This window comes from Enterobacter sp. N18-03635, assembly GCF_004006055.1.
GTDB lineage: Bacteria > Pseudomonadota > Gammaproteobacteria > Enterobacterales > Enterobacteriaceae > Enterobacter > Enterobacter vonholyi.
The window spans coordinates 3,333,023-3,354,147 of record NZ_CP034769.1; the positions used below are offsets into that span (position 1 = coordinate 3,333,023).

19 protein-coding genes are annotated in these 21,125 nt (G+C 57.2%); 9 read left to right on the plus strand and 10 right to left on the minus strand.

The features are described 5' to 3' along the window. Positions 1-52: 52 nt before the first annotated feature. A complete protein-coding gene (aegA, locus tag ELK40_RS16570; RefSeq protein ID WP_127731900.1) occupies positions 53-2,029 on the minus strand; it encodes a formate-dependent uric acid utilization protein AegA in 1,977 nt (658 codons plus the stop codon). Positions 2,030-2,181: 152 nt separating this feature from the next. Between aegA and narQ the strand changes: the two genes are divergently transcribed. Beyond that, the gene (gene narQ / locus ELK40_RS16575; protein WP_127731902.1) at positions 2,182-3,876 is read left to right on the plus strand and encodes a nitrate/nitrite two-component system sensor histidine kinase NarQ; all 1,695 of its coding nucleotides are present in this window, start codon (positions 2,182-2,184) and stop codon (positions 3,874-3,876) included. A 142-nt stretch (positions 3,877-4,018) separates the two neighbouring features. Continuing rightward, positions 4,019-7,132, plus strand: a complete 3,114-nt coding sequence (gene acrD / locus ELK40_RS16580; protein ID WP_127731904.1) for a multidrug efflux RND transporter permease AcrD — start codon at positions 4,019-4,021, stop codon at positions 7,130-7,132. Between the two features lie 109 nt (positions 7,133-7,241). On the opposite strand, the gene ypfM is transcribed toward acrD, so the two are convergent. Then, positions 7,242-7,301, minus strand: a complete 60-nt coding sequence (ypfM, locus tag ELK40_RS16585) for a protein YpfM (RefSeq protein ID WP_015572204.1) — start codon at positions 7,299-7,301, stop codon at positions 7,242-7,244. Between the two features lie 387 nt (positions 7,302-7,688). Between ypfM and ELK40_RS16590 the strand changes: the two genes are divergently transcribed. From ELK40_RS16590 to ELK40_RS16600, 3 genes are read left to right on the plus strand one after another with little or no spacing between them, the layout of a single operon-like run. Continuing rightward, complete coding sequence (locus tag ELK40_RS16590; RefSeq protein ID WP_115875967.1) at positions 7,689-8,039, plus strand: ArsC family reductase; 351 nt, start codon at positions 7,689-7,691, stop codon at positions 8,037-8,039. 10 nt (positions 8,040-8,049) lie between these two features. Further along, positions 8,050-9,177 carry a succinyl-diaminopimelate desuccinylase gene (dapE, locus tag ELK40_RS16595; protein ID WP_115875968.1) on the plus strand — a complete coding sequence of 376 codons (1,128 nt, stop codon included), beginning with the start codon at positions 8,050-8,052 and terminating at the stop codon, positions 9,175-9,177. Between the two features lie 24 nt (positions 9,178-9,201). Then, the gene (locus tag ELK40_RS16600) at positions 9,202-9,399 is read left to right on the plus strand and encodes a YpfN family protein (RefSeq protein ID WP_008501627.1); all 198 of its coding nucleotides are present in this window, start codon (positions 9,202-9,204) and stop codon (positions 9,397-9,399) included. A gap of 38 nt (positions 9,400-9,437) precedes the next feature. Here the strand turns inward: ELK40_RS16600 and ypfH are convergent, their stop codons facing one another. The 6 genes from ypfH to dapA form a co-directional block, all read right to left on the minus strand. Beyond that, positions 9,438-10,133 (minus strand): esterase, encoded by a 696-nt coding sequence (gene ypfH, locus ELK40_RS16605; protein WP_127731906.1) that lies wholly within the window; start codon positions 10,131-10,133, stop codon positions 9,438-9,440. A gap of 73 nt (positions 10,134-10,206) precedes the next feature. After that, positions 10,207-12,153 (minus strand): GNAT family N-acetyltransferase, encoded by a 1,947-nt coding sequence (locus tag ELK40_RS16610; protein ID WP_127731908.1) that lies wholly within the window; start codon positions 12,151-12,153, stop codon positions 10,207-10,209. After that, entirely contained in the window at positions 12,153-13,019 is an 867-nt protein-coding gene (locus tag ELK40_RS16615; RefSeq protein WP_111965183.1) for a neutral zinc metallopeptidase, read from the minus strand. Before ELK40_RS16615 ends, ELK40_RS16610 begins: the two co-directional genes overlap by 1 nt. 120 nt (positions 13,020-13,139) lie before the next feature. Then, positions 13,140-13,853, minus strand: coding sequence for a phosphoribosylaminoimidazolesuccinocarboxamide synthase (gene purC, locus ELK40_RS16620; protein ID WP_008501631.1), 714 nt, complete (start codon positions 13,851-13,853; stop codon positions 13,140-13,142). Between the two features lie 109 nt (positions 13,854-13,962). Further along, complete coding sequence (gene bamC, locus ELK40_RS16625) at positions 13,963-14,997, minus strand: outer membrane protein assembly factor BamC (protein ID WP_111965182.1); 1,035 nt, start codon at positions 14,995-14,997, stop codon at positions 13,963-13,965. A 16-nt stretch (positions 14,998-15,013) separates the two neighbouring features. Then, a complete protein-coding gene (gene dapA, locus ELK40_RS16630) occupies positions 15,014-15,892 on the minus strand; it encodes a 4-hydroxy-tetrahydrodipicolinate synthase (protein WP_008501633.1) in 879 nt (292 codons plus the stop codon). Positions 15,893-16,037: 145 nt separating this feature from the next. Here dapA and ELK40_RS16635 point away from each other — a divergent pair, with 145 nt between their 5' ends. Both ELK40_RS16635 and bcp read left to right on the plus strand, forming a co-directional pair. Then, positions 16,038-16,607: a glycine cleavage system transcriptional repressor gene (locus ELK40_RS16635; RefSeq protein ID WP_023308758.1), complete on the plus strand. Its 570-nt coding sequence runs from the start codon at positions 16,038-16,040 to the stop codon at positions 16,605-16,607. Continuing rightward, positions 16,607-17,077, plus strand: a complete 471-nt coding sequence (gene bcp, locus ELK40_RS16640; protein WP_014171119.1) for a thioredoxin-dependent thiol peroxidase — start codon at positions 16,607-16,609, stop codon at positions 17,075-17,077. The genes ELK40_RS16635 and bcp overlap by 1 nt, the downstream gene beginning before the upstream one ends. A gap of 95 nt (positions 17,078-17,172) precedes the next feature. Here bcp and ELK40_RS16645 read toward each other — a convergent pair whose 3' ends face one another. Continuing rightward, positions 17,173-18,237: an AI-2E family transporter gene (locus tag ELK40_RS16645; protein ID WP_033146172.1), complete on the minus strand. Its 1,065-nt coding sequence runs from the start codon at positions 18,235-18,237 to the stop codon at positions 17,173-17,175. A gap of 221 nt (positions 18,238-18,458) precedes the next feature. On the opposite strand from ELK40_RS16645, the gene bepA reads away from it, so the two are divergent. Together bepA and arsC are read left to right on the plus strand one after the other, a co-directional pair. Next, positions 18,459-19,922, plus strand: coding sequence for a beta-barrel assembly-enhancing protease (bepA, locus tag ELK40_RS16650; protein ID WP_111965181.1), 1,464 nt, complete (start codon positions 18,459-18,461; stop codon positions 19,920-19,922). A gap of 18 nt (positions 19,923-19,940) precedes the next feature. Next, positions 19,941-20,297 (plus strand): arsenate reductase (glutaredoxin), encoded by a 357-nt coding sequence (arsC, locus tag ELK40_RS16655; protein WP_127731910.1) that lies wholly within the window; start codon positions 19,941-19,943, stop codon positions 20,295-20,297. Here arsC and ELK40_RS16660 read toward each other — a convergent pair. After that, positions 20,294-21,118 carry a helix-turn-helix domain-containing protein gene (locus ELK40_RS16660; RefSeq protein WP_115875972.1) on the minus strand — a complete coding sequence of 275 codons (825 nt, stop codon included), beginning with the start codon at positions 21,116-21,118 and terminating at the stop codon, positions 20,294-20,296. The genes arsC and ELK40_RS16660 overlap by 4 nt on opposite strands. Positions 21,119-21,125: the final 7 nt, after the last annotated feature.

The window sequence follows — 21,125 nt, forward strand, 5'->3', positions numbered from 1 at the left end:
ACAATGAGTCGTCCTATACTACGCCGTGAATCCCGCTTTGTCGCCCGCCGGTTTAATGATGTTTTGGCGCGTTAACCCCAAGCCAGTCGAGGATCCCTTGCGCGGCATGGCGTCCTTCCGCCATTGCGGTCACCACCAGATCCGCGCCGCGTACCGCATCGCCCCCGGCGAAGATCTGCGGGTTGGTCGTCTGGTAACGGTAACGGCTCTCGACCGAGGCCACGATCCGCCCCCTGTCATCCGTTTCGACACCCTGCGCCTGCAGCCACGGCATCGCGTGCGGGTTAAAACCAAACGCCATGATGACCGCATCCGCGGCCATCACAAACTCGCTGCCCGCCACCGGAACCGGTCGCCGCCGTCCCTGCGCATCCGACTCTCCGAGCTCGGTACGCAGCATCCGGATACCGTTGACCTTTCCGTTCGGATCCAGCGTCAGCTCAACCGGCTGGACGTTAAATTCAAACGCCGCCCCCTCTTCTCTGGCGTTCTTCACCTCTTTCTTCGAGCCCGGCATGTTGGCCTCATCCCGACGATAGGCGCAGGTCACCTTCGCCGCACCGTGGCGTAACGCGGTTCGGACGCAGTCCATCGCGGTATCGCCCCCACCAAGCACCACCACGTTCAGGCCATGGGTGTCGATGAACGGTTCGCTTGCCGTTGCCTCCAGCCCCATAACATGGCGCGTGTTGCCCACCAGGAAAGGCAGCGCGTCGTAGACACCTGGCGCGTCTTCATGTGGGATACCCGCCTTCATCGAGCGATAGGTTCCCACGCCAATAAACAGGGCGTCGTAATCGTGCTTTAACTGCGACATCGACACGTCCTGGCCCACCTCGCAGTTAAGCTCGAAGCGGATCCCCATCGCGGTAAATATCTCTCTGCGCCGCGCGAGCAGCGATTTGTCCAGCTTGAACGCCGGGATGCCAAAGGTCAGCAATCCGCCAATTTCCGGGTGCCGGTCATAGACCGTCACGCTCACGCCGCGGCGCGCCAGCACGTCGGCGCACGCCAGCCCGGCAGGCCCCGCGCCGACGATCGCGACGCGTTTACCTGACGACGTGACGGCGGACATATCCGGCCGCCAGCCCATCGCCAGCGCCCGATCGGAGATATAGCGCTCGATGTTGCCGATGGTCACGGATCCTGCCTCTTCACGTATTGTGCAGGCACCCTCGCATAATCGATCCTGCGGGCAGACGCGGCCGGTAATTTCAGGTAAACAGTTAGTCTGATGAGAAAGCTCGGCCGCGCCGGCGATATCTCCCGAGTTGAGGCGCTCGATCCACTGCGGAATGTGGTTGTGCAGCGGGCAGGTCCACTCGCAAATGCTGTGCTCTCCGCATTTCAGGCAGCGCGACGCCTCGCGAACGGCCTGTTCGGCCCGGAACGGCAGGTAAATTTCGTTAAAATGGCCCACGCGTTCTGCGGCAGCCAGCTTGTCGGGCTCGCCGCGTGGCGCCGTCGCCTGCATCTGCTGCAGTTTGGTACGCGGCGCGTCCACGCCGACGACCTCCGCATGCCAGGGCTGCGCCTCCAGGCAGGCCGTGCGCTGTCGGCGTGATTTCGTCAGATTGTCCAGCACGGCAGACGTCGCCAGGGAGAGGACATCCGCCGGGCAATTTTCGATACAGGCCGGGCCGTGTGGACGCGTCAGGCAGAGATCGCATTTATTCGCCGAAGCCTTCACGCTGCCGTTGTCGAGCGGGGTGACGATAATCTCCATCGTGCCAAACGGGCAGGCCACCACGCAGGCCTTACAGCCGATGCATTTTTGTTGATTCACCTGTACGCTGTCATCGCATTTGCTGATGGCGCCGTTCGGGCAGCTTTGCGCGCAGGGCGCGTTTTCGCAATGATGACAGGTCACGGGGCGGCTCTTCTCGCCAGCTCTCAGGACCGTGATACGCGGATGAAAATGGCGCTCGCTCAGGACATGCTGCTCATCGTTGTGCGCCATCACGCAGGCCACTTCGCAGGCGTGACACCCAATGCACTGCTGGCTGTTAGCCATAATAAAACGATTCATAACCACACCTGTTTTTGGTTCAATAACCTTTCTCTTTATAAGAGTATGGTATTTACGCATCACGGTGCGATCGGGCAACTTTCAAATGCCTGAAGCGCCCAATTATTTCCAGTGAACCTGTGGCAGATCAATTTTATTCAGAGAGCCGTTCTGTGACCGTTAAACGACCCGTTTCCGGAAGCCTTGCCTGGGCTTTCTTTTCGATCATAGCCCTGTCCGTGCTGACCAGCACCGTCGCGCTGCTGACGCTGGCAAGCAGCCAGCGTGATGCCGAAGCCATCAATATCGCCGGTTCGCTGCGCATGCAGAGCTATCGCATGGGTTACGAGATGCAGCGCAACAGCCCTTCTCTTGCGGCACATCGCGAGAGCTGGCAACAGACGCTCGGCGCGCCTGCCCTGCAAAAGCTGAACCGCTGGTACGTCCCCGACAATGTTAAAGCACGATATCAGCAGCTTCATGTGGCCTGGCAGGAGATGGATGCGCGCATCGCCCGCGGCGACAGCGCGTGGTATCAACGCAATATTGAAGATTTTGTCGGCCGCATTGATGCCTTTGTGCTCGCCCTGCAGCACTACACTGAACATAAAATTCAGACGGTCACCCTGCTCTCGCTGGCTGGCGCACTCGGGATCCTGCTGCTGACGCTGTTTACCCTGCGACGCATCCGCCGCCAGGTGGTGCTACCGCTGAATAACCTGGTAGCGGCCAGCGAACGCATTGAGCGCGGCGAGTTTGCCACGCCTGCGCCGGATAGCGCCCTGCCGAACGAGCTGGGCCAGCTTTCGCGCGCCTTTAACCACATGTCAGCCGAGCTGGATACGCTCTACCGTTCTCTCGAAGCCTCGGTCGCGGAAAAGACGCGACATTTGCATGAAGCCCACCAGCAGCTCGACATGTTGTTTAAGTGCTCTCAGGCGCTGAATACCGGCCAGATAGACAGCCACTACTTCCGGCATATCCTGCAGATTGTCCATGACTATACGCAGATGAATTATCTGGAACTGCGCACCAGCGACGACTGGCGGCTGTGTGAAGGGACGGAGGCTGAGGGTATCCCTCTGCAAAACCTGCCGGTACTGATGCAGGACACGCTCTACGGCGAGCTGCGCTGGCAAAGCGAGGCGGACAGCGTCCCCCTTCCGCTGATGAGAAGCGTGGCGACTATGCTCGGGCGCGGGCTGTACTTTAACCAGGCGCAAAAGCATTACCAGCAGCTGCTGCTGATGGAAGAGCGCGCCACCATTGCCCGCGAGCTGCACGATTCGCTGGCGCAGGTGCTGTCGTATCTGCGCATTCAGCTTGCGCTGCTCAAACGCGCCGTGCCCGAGGAAAATACCCCGGCGCAGACCATCATCACCGACTTCTCCCGCGAGCTGAACAATGCCTGGCAGCAGCTGCGCGAGTTGCTGACCACCTTCCGCCTGACGCTGAACCACGCGAACTTACCCGCGGCGCTGCAGGAGTCCCTCGACGGGCTGCAGAACCAGACGCAGGCCAAACTGCATCTGGACTGTCGTCTGTCCTCGCTGGCGCTCGATGCGCAAAAGCAGGTGCATTTGCTGCAGATCGTCCGCGAGGCGGTGTTGAATGCCATTAAGCACGCGCAGGCCAGCGAGATCACCGTAAGCTGCGTGACCTCAGTGGACGGGACGCACAGCGTCAGCATTCGTGATAACGGCATTGGGATTGGCGAGGCCAGCGAGCCGCCGGGACATTACGGCCTGAATATTATGCGCGAACGCGCGCAACGGCTCGGCGGGATGCTGCACTTCTCGCAGCCGCAAAACGGCGGCACGCTGGTCAGCGTGACGTTCCCGGCACCCACGCCGATAACGGGTAAATAACGGTAAAGAGGGAGGCGCAGGGAAAAGCGCATGATAATTTACATTATCTCCTTTATTTCTCCACGTTTGACCTGGGCCTTACCGCTAAAGTTATGCGGGCAATAAACAATAATGACGTGCAGCAAAACGAGGTCACACTTTCATGGCGAATTTTTTTATCGATCGCCCCATTTTTGCCTGGGTGCTTGCCATCCTGTTGTGTCTGACGGGCGTCCTGGCGATTACTTCACTTCCCGTTGAGCAATACCCCGACCTGGCACCGCCGAACGTGCGCGTCACCGCAAACTACCCCGGCGCGTCGGCACAGACGCTGGAAAATACCGTCACGCAGGTTATCGAGCAGAACATGACGGGTCTGGATAACCTGATGTACATGTCCTCACAAAGCAGCGCCACGGGACAGGCGACGGTCACCCTGAGCTTTAAGGCGGGCACCGACCCGGACGAAGCGGTGCAGCAGGTCCAAAACCAGCTGCAGTCGGCCATGCGCAAGCTGCCCCAGGCGGTGCAAAACCAGGGCGTGACCGTGCGCAAAACCGGCGATACCAACATATTGACCATCGCCTTTGTCTCGACAGATGGCTCAATGGATAAACAGGACATCGCGGACTACGTCGCCAGTAATATTCAGGATCCCATCAGCCGTATTAACGGCGTCGGGGATATTGACGCCTACGGCTCACAATACTCCATGCGCATCTGGCTCGATCCCAACAAGCTCAACAGCTATCAGATGACGGCGACCGACGTGACGAATGCCATCAAAGCCCAGAACGCCCAGATTGCGGTGGGGCAACTGGGGGGAACACCTTCCGTTGATAAGCAAGCCCTGAACGCCACCATCAATTCGCAATCCCTGCTGCAGACGCCGGACCAGTTCCGCAACATCACCCTGCGCGTGAATCAGGACGGGTCGGAAGTGCGTCTGGGCGATGTCGCCACGGTGGAAATGGGGGCCGAAAAATACGACTACCTTAGCCGCTTTAACGGCAATCAGGCTTCCGGTTTGGGGATTAAACTGGCCTCCGGCGCGAACGAAATGGCGACGGCAAAACTGGTGTTAGACCGTCTGGATGAGCTTTCACAGTATTTCCCGCACGGGCTGGAGTACAAAGTCGCCTATGAAACCACCTCCTTCGTTAAAGCCTCCATTGAGGACGTGGTGAAGACCCTGCTGGAAGCCATCGCGCTGGTGTTCCTGGTCATGTACCTGTTCCTGCAAAACTTCCGCGCGACGCTGATCCCCACCATTGCAGTCCCCGTGGTGCTGCTTGGGACCTTTGCGGTGCTTTACGCGTTCGGGTATAGCATTAATACCCTGACGATGTTTGCGATGGTGCTGGCAATCGGCCTGCTGGTGGATGATGCCATCGTCGTGGTTGAAAACGTCGAGCGCATCATGAGCGAAGAAGGGCTCTCTCCGCGCCAGGCGACGCGTAAATCCATGGGTCAAATTCAGGGGGCGCTAGTCGGTATCGCGATGGTACTGTCGGCTGTCTTTATCCCGATGGCCTTCTTTGGCGGCACCACCGGGGCGATTTATCGCCAGTTCTCGATCACCATCGTCTCGGCGATGGTGCTCTCCGTGCTGGTCGCGCTGATCCTCACCCCCGCGCTGTGCGCCACCCTGCTGAAACCGCTGCATAAAGGGGAGCATCACGGGCAGAAAGGGTTCTTCGGCTGGTTTAACCGCATGTTCGACCGCAACGCCGCGCGGTATGAATCTGCCGTTGGGCGTGTACTGCACCGCAGCCTGCGCTGGATGATGGTTTACGTCGTGCTGCTGGGCGGGATGGTGTGGCTGTTCCTGCACCTGCCCACCTCGTTCCTGCCGATGGAAGACCGAGGGATGTTCACCACCTCGGTGCAGCTGCCGAGCGGCGCAACGCAGCAGCAGACGCTGAAAGTGGTCCAGAAAGTGGAGCAGTATTTCTTTACTAAAGAGAAAGATAACGTCGTATCCGTCTTCTCTACCGTCGGTTCCGGGCCGGGCGGGAACGGGCAGAACGTCGCCCGCATGTTCGTCCGCCTGAAGGACTGGGACGAGCGCGATACCAGAACGGGAACATCATTTGCCATCATTGAACGCGCGACCAAAGCCTTCGCGCACATCAAAGAGGCGCGCGTCTTTGCCAGCAGCCCGCCGGCAATCAGCGGCCTTGGCAGTTCCGCCGGGTTTGACATGGAGCTGCAGGATCACGCCGGTGCGGGACACACGGCGCTGATGGCGGCACGCGATAAGCTGTTAGCGCTGGCGGGCAACGATCCCGGCCTGACCCGCGTTCGCCATAACGGTCTGGATGACAGCCCGCAGCTTCAGGTGGATATCGATCAGCGTAAGGCGCAGGCGCTGGGCGTATCGATCAACGATATCAACGATACCCTGCAAACGGCGTGGGGCTCGAGCTATGTGAATGACTTTATGGATCGTGGCCGCGTGAAAAAAGTCTATGTCCAGTCCGCCGCGCCGTTCCGCATGCTGCCGGATGATATTAACCGCTGGTTTGTCAGGAATAACGCTGGCGGCATGGTGCCGTTCTCTGCCTTTGCGACTTCGCACTGGGAGAGCGGATCGCCACGCCTGGAGCGCTATAACGGCTACTCTGCGGTTGAAATCGTCGGGGAAGCCGCGCCGGGCGTCAGCACCGGTACCGCCATGGACACTATGGAAAAACTGGTGCAACAGCTGCCCGCCGGCTTTGGTCTGGAGTGGACGGCCATGTCTTACCAGGAGCGTCTCTCCGGGGCGCAGGCTCCCGCACTTTACGCACTCTCTCTGCTGGTGGTCTTCCTCTGCCTTGCCGCCCTGTATGAAAGCTGGTCGGTCCCGTTCTCCGTCATGCTGGTCGTGCCCCTTGGCGTCATTGGTGCCCTGCTCGCGACCTGGATGCGCGGTCTGGAGAACGATGTTTACTTCCAGGTGGGTCTGCTCACCGTGATTGGGCTGTCGGCGAAAAACGCCATTCTGATCGTTGAGTTTGCCAACGAGATGAATGCCAAAGGCCACGAGCTGATGGCGGCCACGCTGCACGCCTGCCGTCAGCGCCTGCGCCCGATCCTGATGACGTCACTGGCGTTTGTCTTTGGCGTACTGCCGATGGCAACCAGTACGGGAGCAGGCTCCAGCAGCCAGCACGCCGTCGGGACGGGGGTCATGGGCGGCATGATTTCCGCCACCATCCTGGCCATTTATTTCGTTCCGCTGTTCTTTGTGCTGGTGCGTCGTCGCTTCCCGCTAAAGGAACGTGCTGAGTAAGTAATTGAAATAAAAAAAGGCGGCTTTATCGGCCGCCTTTTTACTGTGTGATTAATTCACACTATGGTTATTTTACTTATTTTAGTGCTCTTACAATTCTTACTGAATGTCATTTACGAAGCATGCCTTCGATAAAATCTTTCCAGTTCCCCAGTTCACGTTCAATCATAACTACCTCTCTTATTATTATGCGCATTCTACAAAAACGGGCCATCATTGTGAAGACTATTTAACCAATTGCTGTGATTGTAACCCACGTCCTGCGGGGATTTATGATAAATATGAACGGTGAGACCTCAATTTTTTGTGACGGCCAGCAATATTTTGAAATAACCCTACGGATGGGTGAGTTTTATTTTATTTGCTGAGTTTATTGGGTTTTTAAAGTTTATGGACATCTATGCTTAAATGGTGAAAGAATATTCAGCGCACAGATGTGAGTTGAATTGATATAAAGTGTAAATCCAGACGATTCCTGAATGTGTTATATTCCACTTAAGGATATATCTTCGAATTTACTGAACATTTAATCATCATAAGGTCAAAAGGATTCACCATGGTTGTGATGTACGGCATTAAAAATTGCGACACCATCAAAAAAGCCCGTCGATGGCTGGAAGCGAACGGCGTGGAGTACCGCTTCCACGATTACCGCGCCGATGGGCTTGATGCAGAATTTCTGCATAGCGCTATCCGCGAACTGGGCTGGGAAGCTCTGCTGAACACTCGCGGTACCACATGGCGTAAACTGGACGAATCTCTGCGCGCCAGCATCACCGATGCAGACAGCGCGGCAAAACTGATGCTCGAGATGCCGGCAATTATCAAACGCCCATTGCTCTGCGCGCCAGGGCAGCCTATGCTGCTGGGTTTCAGTGAAACCCTTTATTCCGACTTTTTTCGTTGAGGTGTAGTTTATGTCATGCCCGGTCATTGAGCTGACTCAGCAGCTTATTCGCCGTCCTTCCCTTAGCCCGGACGACGCAGGTTGTCAGGCTCTTATGATTGAACGCCTGCGTGCCATCGGTTTTACCGTTGAACGCATGGATTTTGGCGATACCCAGAACTTCTGGGCGTGGCGCGGCCAGGGCGAAACGCTGGCCTTCGCCGGGCATACTGACGTCGTTCCCGCCGGTGACGCGGACCGCTGGATTAACCCACCGTTTGAGCCGACCATTCGCGACGGCATGCTGTTTGGTCGCGGCGCGGCAGACATGAAAGGTTCTCTGGCGGCGATGGTCGTGGCGGCAGAGCGCTTTGTGGCGCAGCATCCGAACCACAAAAACCGCCTCGCGTTTTTGGTAACCTCCGACGAAGAAGCCAGCGCGCACAACGGTACCGTGAAGGTTGTTGAAGCGCTGATGGCACGCAACGAGCGTCTCGACTACTGCCTGGTCGGTGAGCCGTCCAGCACCGAAGTGGTGGGTGACGTCGTCAAAAACGGACGCCGTGGCTCTCTGACCTGTAACCTGACCATTCACGGTGTACAGGGCCACGTAGCTTATCCGCATCTGGCCGATAACCCGGTCCACCGCGCCGCGCCAATGCTGAGCGAGCTGGTGGCGATTGAGTGGGATAAGGGCAACGAGTTCTTCCCGCCGACCAGCATGCAGATTGCGAACGTCAAGGCCGGGACCGGCAGCAATAACGTGATCCCGGGGGATTACTTCGTCCAGTTCAACTTCCGCTTCAGCACTGAGCTGACCGATGAGATGATCAAGGCGCGCGTTGTTGCCCTTCTGGAAAAATATCAACTGCGCTACACCGTGGAGTGGTGGCTTTCCGGCCAGCCGTTCCTGACGCAGCGCGGCAAACTGGTGGATGCGGTGGTGAACGCCATCGAGCACTATAATGAAATTAAGCCACAGCTGCTGACAACGGGTGGCACCTCAGACGGACGCTTTATCGCCCGTATGGGTGCACAGGTTGTCGAACTGGGGCCAGTGAACGCAACCATTCATAAAATAAATGAGTGTGTCAATGCGGCAGATTTACAACTGCTGGCCCGTATGTATCAACGTATTATGGAGCAACTCGTCGCCTGACGAACGCTCTGAGAGGAATAGCGAATGGATTGGCTTTCAAAGTACTGGTGGGTTCTGGTGTTGGTTTTTCTGGTCGGCGTACTGCTTAACGTGATTAAAGACCTTAAGCGCGTGGACCATAAAAAATTTCTCGCCAACAAACCGGATCTTCCCCCGCACCGTGATTTCAACGACAAGTGGGACGATGACGACGACTGGCCGAAGAAAGACCAGAAGAAGTAACCGGTCCGTATCCCCTCTCCTGTGGAGAGGGGATAACCTCACATAAACTCAACAATATCATCATTATCCGGCTTACCGCCGCTGAGCGCTTCATCAAAGTAGTGCTTCGGTACGGTATAGCGCAAACGATCGAGCGCGAACTGCATGCTGCGGTCGTCAATGGCGTGGCCCAGATCGTCAACGATATCCAGCGTCACATCTCCGCCTTCGCGAATCAGCGCTTCCTGGGCAGCAACCGCATGCGAGAGCTCAATCACCCGGTCTTCACCGCCGTGGATTAAGTGGATCGTGGTTTGCGTGGTTGCGCTCGTCGGTAACGTCGCAAAACGGCCGTTAAACGCAATCACCCGTGACACCAGACCCGGGTGCGCCTTTACGCTTTCCAGCGACATGATTGACCCCTGAGAGAAGCCAATCAGCGCGGTCGCCTCGGCACCCACGCTGCTCTGCTGCTGCCAGTAGCGGACGACGTCGATAAAGGTCGGCATGATGGCGTCAATGCGCGCCTGACGGTTCTCTTCCGTCACGCCCTGAACCGAGAACCACTGGCGCCCGTTCGGGCCGCATGGCTCTACGCCACCGATGCTGACAATCAGCGCTTCGGGGAAAACGGGCGCAAACCAGCTGCCAATCTGCCCCATATTGACGGCATTATCGCCAACCCCATGAAACAGAAGCAGTAACTGTTTAGCCGGTTTGTCAGGGCTTTGAACAACAAAATGATCGTGTTTCATGGTGGTCTCCTTAATAGATGACCTGGATTCTACGCCTCCCGACGTGAATGACCATGCCACTTTACTGAAGAAGTCATTGAAAAAATTGCCATTGCAAAATGTCTTCCTTCAACTGCTGGCAGCGGGGATAATCAAGGCTTTCAAGCGCTTGCGCGGTTTCACTGCGCAGCTTTGCCAGCAACGCTTTTCGCCCGACGTCTTCCGTTTTTCCTGCCATTTTCCCACGCAGGGCCGGAAGCGGCATGTCCACGGCTAACAACAGCCGCGTCAGCGCGGCAACCGAGGTTGAAAACGCCCGATGTGCAAAAGCAAACCCCGCCAGCTCCAGCCAGTCGTCACTATTAAGGGTAGCTTCCCATCGGTCTTCCACGGGGATCTTTTCACCGTTCCAGGCAGACAGGACGCGCATATCCCGGCACAAACGCTGATGTTCCTGCGCGCACAGCCGACGCCCTGCCTCGCTAAGCGGCAGCAGCGCCATCGCCGTGTAGCAGCCGCTGCTGGCTTCACGATGGCTGCCCATCCGCACCAGCACAAAGCCGCACTGCTGCCAGAAACGCCACAGCTCATCGGTATAACCAAAGCTCACCGACAGATAATCTTCGCCGCAGGCGCTGCGAACAAGCGCCTGGCCAATCCCTTCCCGCTGACGGCGAGGGTGCACGGCAATGCGGGTCACCCGCCGTCCTCTGAGCGTCGCCGCCAGCGGAGAGCCGCCGTGTGCCGCCAGAGACTGCGCCACCAGGTTCCCGCGCGGACGCCGGAACCCCGCCCACACGGCGCGGCTAAGCTCAGGGAACAGCCCGCCCTCCTCCACCAGCCATAGCGCCCCGGCGATAACCGGGTTCGTTTCGGCAACGGCAAACTGCTGCCCGGGCGCGTCCATCATGCGGCGCAAATCGAGCGGCGAGGTGCGGTAATGCGCCGCGCAGAGGAGCTCATACACGCTCGCGGCAAGCGCCGGGCGGCTTTCCCATGCCGTCGGCGCCAGAGACGTTAAATGCACCTCTCCTTCAGGGCGACGGTCGATCAGCGTATCGTCAAACAGCAGCGCGCTGGCGACGATACGCTCAAGCGGGCAGCCCGCCGCCCAGCGTACAGGTGTAGATAAGCTGTAGCGCTGCAGCCCGGCAAACCGACCGCAGAATTTAAGCAAAAATCCCCGGCCCGTCCCTTCATAGCCCTGCACCGTGGTGGTCAACAGCACGCGGGGGAAACGGGCAACTAACTTTTCCAGCAGAGGTCCGGGGATCGCAGCGGCTTCATCAACAATCAGCCAGTCTGCCTGGCGTGAAGAGGCAAGCAGCGCGTCCGGGGCCATAAAATGAAAACGCTCTCCGGCAAAACGGGCGATGATATCCGTTGCCCCCTTCGACGGCGCGGTAACCACGGCGCTGCCAGCAATGCGGCTCAGCAACATTCCCGCCAGGGCTGATTTTCCGCGCCCGCGCGCGGCGGTGACGGCCACGATGCCACCCGACATCCCCTGCAGCACATCCAGGATCTCAGCCTGTTCGCGCTGCGGGGCGCCGCTGGCAGGCTGCCAGTCTGGCGCGTCGGGTAAAGGCGGAAGGGATAACGCGCGGCCCTGAAGCCAGACAATCGCGTCGGGATCGGCTGCAATCGTCCGGGAGAAATGGTGGACAAAATGCGGCGTGGCTATTGCTTCCGCGCTGTCGCTCCAGCGCAGTGAATCGCTGTCTGGCAACCCGGCCCACGCGTCGAGTGGCGGAACCCGCAGCACCAGAAGGCTTCCGGCGCTCAGCGTTCCGCTCAGGGCGGCAAACGCGGCGACATCAAACCCGGCGCTGGCGTCAAAAACAGCATGCCGGAACTCGCGTCCCAGCAGGCCGCTGATGGCTTTTGAAGGATGTTCGTCAAGCCAAACCCAGTCTCCAGGCAGGGCGGCACGCAGGGCAAGCGCCTGGGTTAACGTCCACTGTACCTCGCCGCTGAGCACCACCAGCCGGCGATGGCCGGTGCGCTCAAGCTCGCGTATCAGCTGTTCAAACGCCAGCATTACATCGCTTTGCCGAAGGTATTACACTGCGCCGGGTCGCCGCTGTCGAAGCCGCGTTTGAACCAGCTGTAGCGCTGCTGTGAGGTACCGTGAGTGAAGCTGTCCGGCACGACGCGCCCCTGGCTCTGCTGCTGAAGACGGTCGTCACCGATAGCCTGAGCGGCGTTTAACGCCTCCTCAAGATCGCCGGATTCCAGGACGCCCTGCTGCTGCATGCTGTGGCCCCAGACGCCCGCGAAGCAGTCCGCCTGCAGCTCCATTTTGACGGACAGTCGGTTAACTTCTGCCTGCGAGGCATTTTGCTGCAGCTGGCGCACCTTAGGCTCAATCCCCAGCAGCTTTTGCACGTGATGGCCGACTTCATGCGCGATCACGTAGCCCTGGGCAAAATCACCGTCAGCGCCAAGCTTGCGTTTCATGTCATCGTAAAAGGAGAGATCGATATAGACGGTGCCGTCTGCCGGGCAGTAGAACGGGCCCATCACGGACTGTCCGGTTCCGCATCCGGTGCGGGTGGCGCCGCGGTACATCACCAGCTTCGGCTGCTGGTAGGTACGCCCCATCTTCTCAAACAGCTGACCCCAGGTGTCTTCCGTTGTGGCGAGGATAACGGAGGTAAATTTGGCCGCTTCATCTTCATTCGGGCTGATGGAGTGCTGAGATTGCTGCTGTTGCAGCGGCTGACCGGTCATCAACCCTGTGAGGTCAACGCCGTAATAACCCGCGACTAAAACCACAATCAGCAGGATGATGCCGCCCTTACCGCTGGGTAACCGGAAGCCGGGTCCCCCCATTGAAGGACCGCCGCCGCCATCACTGCGTCTGTCTTCTACATTGTCACTTTCACGACGCCCTTGCCAGCGCATAACCACCTCTAACTATTCCATTTATAATAGCTATGATCGTAGGCGGTTAACGGCAAGATTACCATAGGAAACAAAGGTAAGACGCCAAAGGATGCGAACATCCTTTGGCAAGTGAGGGAGTTAGTCGAGCTTAACGCCTAAACGGTGAGCAACCGCTTCGTACGCTTCAATCAGGCCACCCAGGCTCTGACGGAAACGGTCTTTGTCCATTTTATCCAGCGTTTCTTTATCCCACAGGCGGCTACCGTCTGGTGAGAACTCATCGCCCAGCACCACTTCGCCTTTGAACAGACCAAACTCCAGCTTGAAGTCGACGAGGATCAGGCCCGCGTCATCAAACAGTTTTTTCAGCACGTCGTTGGCTTTGTAGGTCAGCTCTTTCATGCGCGCCAGGTTCTCTTTGTTCACCCAGCCGAAGGTTTCGCAGTAGGAATCATTGACCATCGGATCGTGCATGGCATCGTTTTTCAGGAACAGGTCGAACAGCGGTGGATTCAGTTCGATACCTTCTTCAATGCCGAGACGCTTCACCAGGGAGCCCGCCGCACGGTTACGAATAACGCACTCAACCGGAACCATATCCAGTTTTTTCACCAGACATTCCGTATCGGACAGCAACGCTTCCATCTGGGTCGGGATACCCGCTTCGGCCAGTTTGGTCATAATGAAGTGGTTGAACTTGTTGTTCACCATGCCTTTACGATCGAACTGCTCAATGCGTGCGCCATCCCCTGCTGACGTATCATTGCGGAACTCGAGCACCAACAGATCCGGGTTTTCCGTGCTGTATACGGTCTTCGCTTTGCCACGATACAACTCAGCTTGCTTCTGCATCTTCATTACTCCTGGTGTGATGATTTGTGTTCAAAACTGGGAATATTATGCCACGCACACGTTTGCGTGGCACTAAAATAAAAAGGGCTGGATTCACCAGCCCTCGTATTTATTTGCTGAATGCGGCCTGGAAGACAGCGACCAGCGCATCGTTCTGCGACTGGGTCAGCGTGTGACCTTTTGGATCGATAAACTGCAGACTGCTGCGGTTATCAAGGTCACCGACCTGAATTTTGTAGTCACCGGAGGCAAGCTGAGGATCTTTCGCACCCAGTTCCTGCCACGCGCTGTCGGAGAGCGGCTTATAGGTTGCCGTCATGCTGCCGGTTGAACGCGTGCTGTCGGTCACTTTCATGCCCACTTTTTCCAGCGTCGCTGGCAGACGTTGCCAGGTCTGGTTAAACGGTGCACGCACCACCAGCATTGGCAGGCCGGTATCATCCGCGCCGCTCTGAACATCGAAGGTCACACCGTTACGGCTCTGCGCAGCGTTGGCGGCATCGGTAGCGGTCTTATCCAGACCTGCGGCAATCACGTTCAACATTTCGGTACTGTAACGCTGCAGGGACGCGGCATCCGCAACCGGTTTACCCGCCTGCTCCAGGTTCAACAGCTTAACGTTGACCGCCTGCTGATAACCCTGTGGTTTAACGGAGACTTGATAGCGACCGCGGTACTGCTGGTCTTCATCCAGACGGTTCCATTCGATCCAGTCGGTGGTTAACGTCTGGCTGGCGTCATCGCGTTTATCGATGGTGTAGTTCTTCGACTGAATGACGCTGACAACCTGCGGCCACAGATTGCTACCGCGCGCGCTCTCAACCATCAGAGACGCCGTATCACCGGTGAACTGGGTACGCGCCCCGCTAACCAGCGCCAGAGGCTGTGCTGGCGGACGAATATCAAGCGCTTTACCGACCAGGCCGCTGCCGTTGGTCACGGGAATATTATAATCGCCGTTCTGAATCGGCAGGATCATACCAGCCGGTGCGTGAAGTTCAGCAAGCGGGGTCGCATCCAGATAGGATTCATCACCGCTCACCTGGCGCTTGTAGCGCGAGTCTGAACTACAGGCAGCGAGCAGCATAACAAGCGAAACACTCGCAACCTTCGCCAGGCGCGACTTCTGTACTGAATAAGCCATCAAATCTCCCTAAACTCTACAGCAAACCGGCATGCTTCAGCGCAGCCCTGACGATATCACGACCGTGGTCGGTGATCGGTGTCATTGGCAGACGCAGCGTATCGGTTGCTACAAGACCCAACTCCTTGCATGCCCATTTCACTGGGATCGGATTGGGTTCGACAAATAATTTATTGTGCAGCGGCATCAGACGCTGATTAATGACGCGCGCTTCATCAAAATGACCTGCTGCGGCCAGTTTGCACATTTCAGCCATGTCGCGCGCCGCAACGTTTGCCGTTACGGAGATCACGCCATGGCCACCGAGCTGCATAAAGTCCAGCGCGGTCGCATCATCACCACTCAACAGGATAAAGTCGTCTGAAACCAGCTCTTTGATCTGATGAACGCGACTTAAGTTCCCTGTCGCCTCTTTAATACCGATAATATTTTTTACTTCCGAGAGACGACCAACGGTTTCCGGCAGCATATCGCAACCGGTACGGGACGGCACATTATACAGAATTTGTGGCAAGTCAGTATGTTCAGCGATGGCTTTGAAGTGCTGGAACAAACCTTCCTGAGTAGGACGGTTGTAGTAAGGAGTCACCGTCAGACAGCCAACGATGCCGCTGTCGTTAAAACGTTTGGTCAGGCTGATAGCTTCTGCGGTTGCATTAGCCCCTGTGCCCGCGATGACCGGAATACGTCCGTCAGCCAGTTCCAGGGTCAGCATCACCACATCGCCGTGCTCGTCGTGGCTCAGCGTTGCGGATTCACCGGTAGTCCCTACCGAAACGATCGCCGAGGTTCCGTTGGCGACATGGTAATCAATGAGCTTCTTCATGCTTGACCGGCAGACATTACCTTTTTCATCCATCGGTGTAACAAGCGCGACAATACTTCCCGTGAACATGAGCCATCCTCTGTGCGAACAAGAGCCTCAATGTTACGTTTGGAACTGTAATAAAAGCAAGCGACCTGAGGCTCTCAGGCGGTTGTATGCATGTTTTTTTTATGCTTTCCTTAGGAAGACTTAACCATGCAAAGGAAGAACAGGTTTGACAACCTCATCACAACATTACCTGGTTATCACTGCGCTGGGTGCCGACAGGCCGGGTATCGTGAACACCATCACCCGCCACGTAAGCAGCTGCGGCTGTAATATCGAAGACAGCCGTCTGGCGATGCTCGGTGAAGAGTTCACATTTATTATGTTACTTTCCGGGACATGGAACGCCATCACGTTGATTGAATCGACCCTGCCGCTGAAAGGGGCCGAACTGGATTTGCTGATTGTCATGAAGCGCACCACTGCGCGTCCGCGTCCGGCACTGCCTTCTACCGTCTGGGTACAGGTTGAAGTGCCTGATTCTCCGCATCTGATTGAGCGTTTCACGGCGCTTTTTGACAGTCATCAGATGAATATTGCCGAACTGGTTTCCCGTACGCAGACAAGCGATGACCATGGTCTTCCGGTGCTGTTTATTCAAATTACCGCGCACAGCCCTGCCTCACAGGATGCGTCAAATATCGAGCAAGCGTTCAAAGCCCTCTGTACAGAATTAAACGCGCAGGGCAGTATAAGCGTCGTCAATTATTCGCAGCACGAACAGGATGGAGTTGAGTAATGAACCCACTGAAAGCCGGTGACATCGCACCGAAATTTAGCTTACCGGATCAAGACGGCGAGCAAGTAAATTTGACCGACTTCCAGGGACAGCGTGTTCTGGTCTATTTCTACCCGAAAGCCATGACCCCCGGCTGCACCGTACAGGCCTGCGGCTTACGCGACAACATGGACGAGTTGAAAAAAGTCGGCGTGGAAGTGCTGGGTATCAGCACCGATAAACCAGAAAAGCTGTCACGATTTGCTGAAAAAGAGCTGCTGAACTTCACGCTGCTTTCCGATGAAGATCATCAGGTATGCGAGCAGTTCGGCGTCTGGGGCGAGAAGACGTTTATGGGTAAAACCTACGACGGCATCCACCGCATCAGCTTCCTGATTGACGCTGACGGTAAAGTTGAACACGTGTTTGACGACTTCAAAACCAGCAACCACCACGACGTGGTGTTGAACTGGCTGAAACAAAGCGCCTGATAAACAGCAAAACGGCAACCCAGGTTGCCGTTTTTCATGTTTTCTCCCTCTCCCCGTGTGAAGGGGTCGGGGTGAGGGCATCAGGCCGCCCCCCTCTACTTCTCTTCCACCGCCGGCACATCCGGCCACGCGTGGACGACCGCTTTAATCAGCGTAGCCAGCGGAATAGCGAAGAACACGCCCCAGAATCCCCACAGCCCGCCGAAAATCACCACGGATAAGATAATCACCAGCGGATGCAGGTTCACCGCTTCGGAGAACAGCACCGGCACCAGCAGGTTACCGTCCAGGCCCTGAATAATCAGGTACACCGCGAAGCAGCTCCAGAACTCAGTCCCCAGCCCAAACTGGAACAACGCGACCCCAACAACCGGAATGGTCACCACAAACGCGCCTATGTACGGGATCAGAACCGACAGCCCCACCAGCACCGCCAGCAGCAGCGAGTAGTTCAGGCCGAAAATCAGGAAGCCAATCCAGGTCGCTACCCCCACGACAATCATCTCCAGCACCTTGCCGCGAATGTAGTTGGTGATCTGCTGGTTCATCTCTTCCCAGACCTGCCCTGCCAGCCCGCGGTTGCGCGGCAGAATACGGCGCACGGCGTTGAGCATTTGATCTTTATCTTTCACCAGGAAGAAGACCATCAGCGGCACGAGCACAAGGTAAACCGCCAGCGTCAGCAGTCCGACCAGGGACGCCAGAGAGTACTTCACCACCGAATCCCCCATCGTCATGATGCGGGCGCGCATATTTTCGGCCATCGCGTCGATAATTCCGGCATCCATCAGGGCCGGATAACGGCGCGGCAGCGTGGCGGCAAAATCAGACAGCTTGTTCAGCATGCCGGGCATGTCGCGGATCAGGTTAATTCCCTGCTGCCAGGCGACCGGCATCACCACAAAAGCCATTAACAGCAGGATGCCGACAAACAGCACCAGCACGATGCTGGTCGCCCAGCGGCGGGAACAGCCGATATGTTCCAGACGCGCCGTGGGCCACTCCAGCAGATACGCCAGCACAATCGCCACCAGCAGAGGGGCGAGCAGGCCGCTGAAGAAGAACAGAATACCGAACCCGGCAACCAGAATAACCAACAAAGCAATGGCTTCCGGGTCGCTGAACCGACGCCGGTACCACTGCATTAACATTTCGAGCATACAACCCTTCCCTGAATCGAATGGCGGGAGTGAGACGGTGAATTGTATCTAACTGTCACAAAAAAGACTTTCGCTTTTTGTATCCCGATCGCAATCCGCAAAACCCTGATGAATGGGATTTTCTTCATGCTACAACACGGCTACACTCGCAGGGCAGCAGAGATGAACGATATGCCGGTTCATTGGTCAAATTAGCACATCCAACATACAGGACAGTGGTTATGTTCAGGCAATTGAGAAAAACACTGGTTGCAACACTGATTGCCGCGGTGACGGTCGGTCAGGTGTTGCCCGCTTTTGCTGACTCGTCCGATTCATTGCCGGACATGGGCACCACAGCAGGAAGCACGCTCTCTATTGGGCAAGAGATGCAAATGGGGGATTACTATGTTCGCCAGCTGCGCGGCAGCGCCCCGCTGATCAACGACCCTTTGCTGGTGCAGTACATAAACGGGCTGGGGATGCGTCTGGTAGCACACGCCGACTCGGTAAAGACCCCCTTCCATTTCTATTTAATCAATAATGACGAAATCAACGCCTTCGCCTTCTTTGGCGGTAACGTGGTGCTGCATTCGGCGTTATTCCGATATTCAGACAACGAAAGCCAGCTGGCCTCGGTAATGGCGCACGAAATTTCGCACGTCACACAGCGTCACCTGGCGCGTGCGATGGAAGACCAGAAACGTAACGCTCCCCTCACCTGGGTGGGTGCACTGGGATCGATTCTGCTGGCGATGGCCAGCCCGCAGGCCGGGATGGCAGCCCTGACCGGTACGCTGGCGGGAACACGTCAGGGGATGATCAGCTTTACCCAACAAAACGAGCAGGAAGCGGACCGCATCGGGATTCAGGTGCTGCAGCGCTCGGGCTTTGACCCGCAGGCCATGCCGAGCTTCCTGGAAAAACTGCTCGATCAGGCGCGTTACTCTTCCCGTCCGCCGGAAATCCTGCTGACGCACCCGCTGCCTGAAAGCCGACTATCGGACGCGCGTAACCGTGCAAACCAGATGCGTCCTGTGGTGGTCCAGTCTTCGCAGGATTTCTACATGGCGAAAGTGAGAACCCTGGGAATGTACAATTCCGGGCGTAACCAGCTCACCAGTGACCTGCTGGATACCCTGGCGAAAGGCAACGTGCGTGAGAAAAACGCCGCGCAGTATGGTCAGGCGCTTCAGGCGATGGAAGCCAGCAAATACGACGAGGCGCGTAAAGCGCTGCAGCCGCTCCTTGCTGCCGACCCGAACAACCCGTGGTATCTCGATCTTTCGACGGATATCGATCTGGGGCAGAAGAAAACCGCCGATGCGATTAACCGTCTGAAAGGGGCGAAAGACGTCCGTACCAACCCGGTACTGCAGCTTAACCTGGCGAATGCTTACCTGCAGGGCGGCCAGCCGGGTGAAGCGGCGACCATCCTGAACCGCTACACCTTTAATAATAAAGACGATCAAAACGGCTGGGATCTGCTCGCTCAGGCGGAAGCCCAGCTCGGCAACCGCGATCAGGAGCTTGCGGCGCGTGCCGAAGGCTTTGCCCTGGTGGGCCGCCTCGATCAGGCGATTTCCGCGCTCAGCAGCGCCAGCTCGCAGGTCAAGCTCGGTAGCCTACAGCAGGCCCGTTACGACGCGCGTATCGATCAGCTTCGCGGCCTGCAGCAGCGCTTTAAGCCGTACGAGAAGATGTAATAAAGGAGAATTCACGTCATGACAGACGCCGTAAAAATCTATCACAACCCTCGCTGCTCCAAGAGCCGCGATACCCTGAGCCTGCTGAAGTCTAACGGCGTTGAGCCGGAAGTGGTGCTTTACCTTGATACACCACCTGACGCGCAAACCCTCCGCCAGCTGCTGCGCATGCTGGGAATGGGCAGTGCTAGAGAGCTGATGCGTCAGAAAGAAGATCTGTATAAGTCGCTCAACCTGGATGACAGCCGTCTCACCGAGGCTGAGCTGATCCAGGCGATGGTTGAAAATCCAAAGCTGATTGAGCGCCCGATTGTGGTGGCGAACGGCCAGGCGCGCATTGGACGTCCGCCGGAAGACGTGCTCGAGATCCTCTAATCGTTACGCCGCAGCGCTTCAAGAAAGGCCTGCGGCGTACTCTCTCCTAACTTTTTCTGCGCTTTTCCCCGGTTGTAAAATTCGCACAGCTGGATCAACAGCTCGCCTGCCGGCTCACTGTTCAGGCGTGGAATGATTTCACAGAGCGGCTGAGCAACCTGAACGGCGCGGTACTGCTGCGGATGCACCGTAACGGTGGTATTACGCTCCTCTGGCTTCACCTCGAAACCAAAAGTCTCAATAGATTGAATATCAGCCGGACAGGCTTCCAGCGCGTCGTGCGCCCAGCGGGCCAGCAGCTGCGGAGAAGTGCCCGCGTACAGCCGGGCGTAGCACCAGCCGCTCACCGGTTCACGCGCCCAAAGCAGATGCTGTTCTCCGCCATCGTCCATATGCAGAGACAGAGGCTGATGATGTAACAGAAGTTTTTGCGGCACGATACCTGCCTTGAGCGCCTTTTTCCCCTGCAACGGAGCCCCTTTTTGTTGCGCAGAGGTCGGTTTGAGGTAGCGGTTCAATGTCGCCCGGGATACGGGGATCCCCAGCACGCCGTTTACAATCTGCAGCAGTTCATCAAGCGGCGCTCCCGAGACGTCACGCAGGACATTCACCAGTGCGATCTGCTCTTGTCTCAACGCTTTGTGTATCACTTTTGGCGTTGTGTGGTTGTCCGAAATCTGCTCGCGGTTGCGCCAGCGCCTGACGGTAGTGACCGAAATGCCCAGCTCAGCGGCAAGCTCTCTGTCGCTTTTATCTGACTGCTGAAGATAGCGACGGATGCGCGGCGTCGTGGTGGCATTAGCATGCAGTTTAATTTCCATCGCAAGT

Excerpts from the sequence above, each read along its gene's own strand:
- aegA (WP_127731900.1), bottom strand. The coding sequence starts at position 2,029 with ATGAATCGTTTTATTATGGCTAACAGCCAGCAGTGCATTGGGTGTCAC.
- acrD (WP_127731904.1), top strand. The coding sequence starts at position 4,019 with ATGGCGAATTTTTTTATCGATCGCCCCATTTTTGCCTGGGTGCTTGCC.
- ELK40_RS16590 (WP_115875967.1), top strand. The coding sequence starts at position 7,689 with ATGGTTGTGATGTACGGCATTAAAAATTGCGACACCATCAAAAAAGCC.
- dapE (WP_115875968.1), top strand. The coding sequence starts at position 8,050 with ATGTCATGCCCGGTCATTGAGCTGACTCAGCAGCTTATTCGCCGTCCT.
- ELK40_RS16600 (WP_008501627.1), top strand. The coding sequence starts at position 9,202 with ATGGATTGGCTTTCAAAGTACTGGTGGGTTCTGGTGTTGGTTTTTCTG.
- ypfH (WP_127731906.1), bottom strand. The coding sequence starts at position 10,133 with ATGAAACACGATCATTTTGTTGTTCAAAGCCCTGACAAACCGGCTAAA.
- ELK40_RS16610 (WP_127731908.1), bottom strand. The coding sequence starts at position 12,153 with ATGCTGGCGTTTGAACAGCTGATACGCGAGCTTGAGCGCACCGGCCAT.
- ELK40_RS16615 (WP_111965183.1), bottom strand. The coding sequence starts at position 13,019 with ATGCGCTGGCAAGGGCGTCGTGAAAGTGACAATGTAGAAGACAGACGC.
- purC (WP_008501631.1), bottom strand. The coding sequence starts at position 13,853 with ATGCAGAAGCAAGCTGAGTTGTATCGTGGCAAAGCGAAGACCGTATAC.
- bamC (WP_111965182.1), bottom strand. The coding sequence starts at position 14,997 with ATGGCTTATTCAGTACAGAAGTCGCGCCTGGCGAAGGTTGCGAGTGTT.
- dapA (WP_008501633.1), bottom strand. The coding sequence starts at position 15,892 with ATGTTCACGGGAAGTATTGTCGCGCTTGTTACACCGATGGATGAAAAA.
- bcp (WP_014171119.1), top strand. The coding sequence starts at position 16,607 with ATGAACCCACTGAAAGCCGGTGACATCGCACCGAAATTTAGCTTACCG.
- ELK40_RS16645 (WP_033146172.1), bottom strand. The coding sequence starts at position 18,237 with ATGCTCGAAATGTTAATGCAGTGGTACCGGCGTCGGTTCAGCGACCCG.
- bepA (WP_111965181.1), top strand. The coding sequence starts at position 18,459 with ATGTTCAGGCAATTGAGAAAAACACTGGTTGCAACACTGATTGCCGCG.
- arsC (WP_127731910.1), top strand. The coding sequence starts at position 19,941 with ATGACAGACGCCGTAAAAATCTATCACAACCCTCGCTGCTCCAAGAGC.
- ELK40_RS16660 (WP_115875972.1), bottom strand. The coding sequence starts at position 21,118 with ATGGAAATTAAACTGCATGCTAATGCCACCACGACGCCGCGCATCCGT.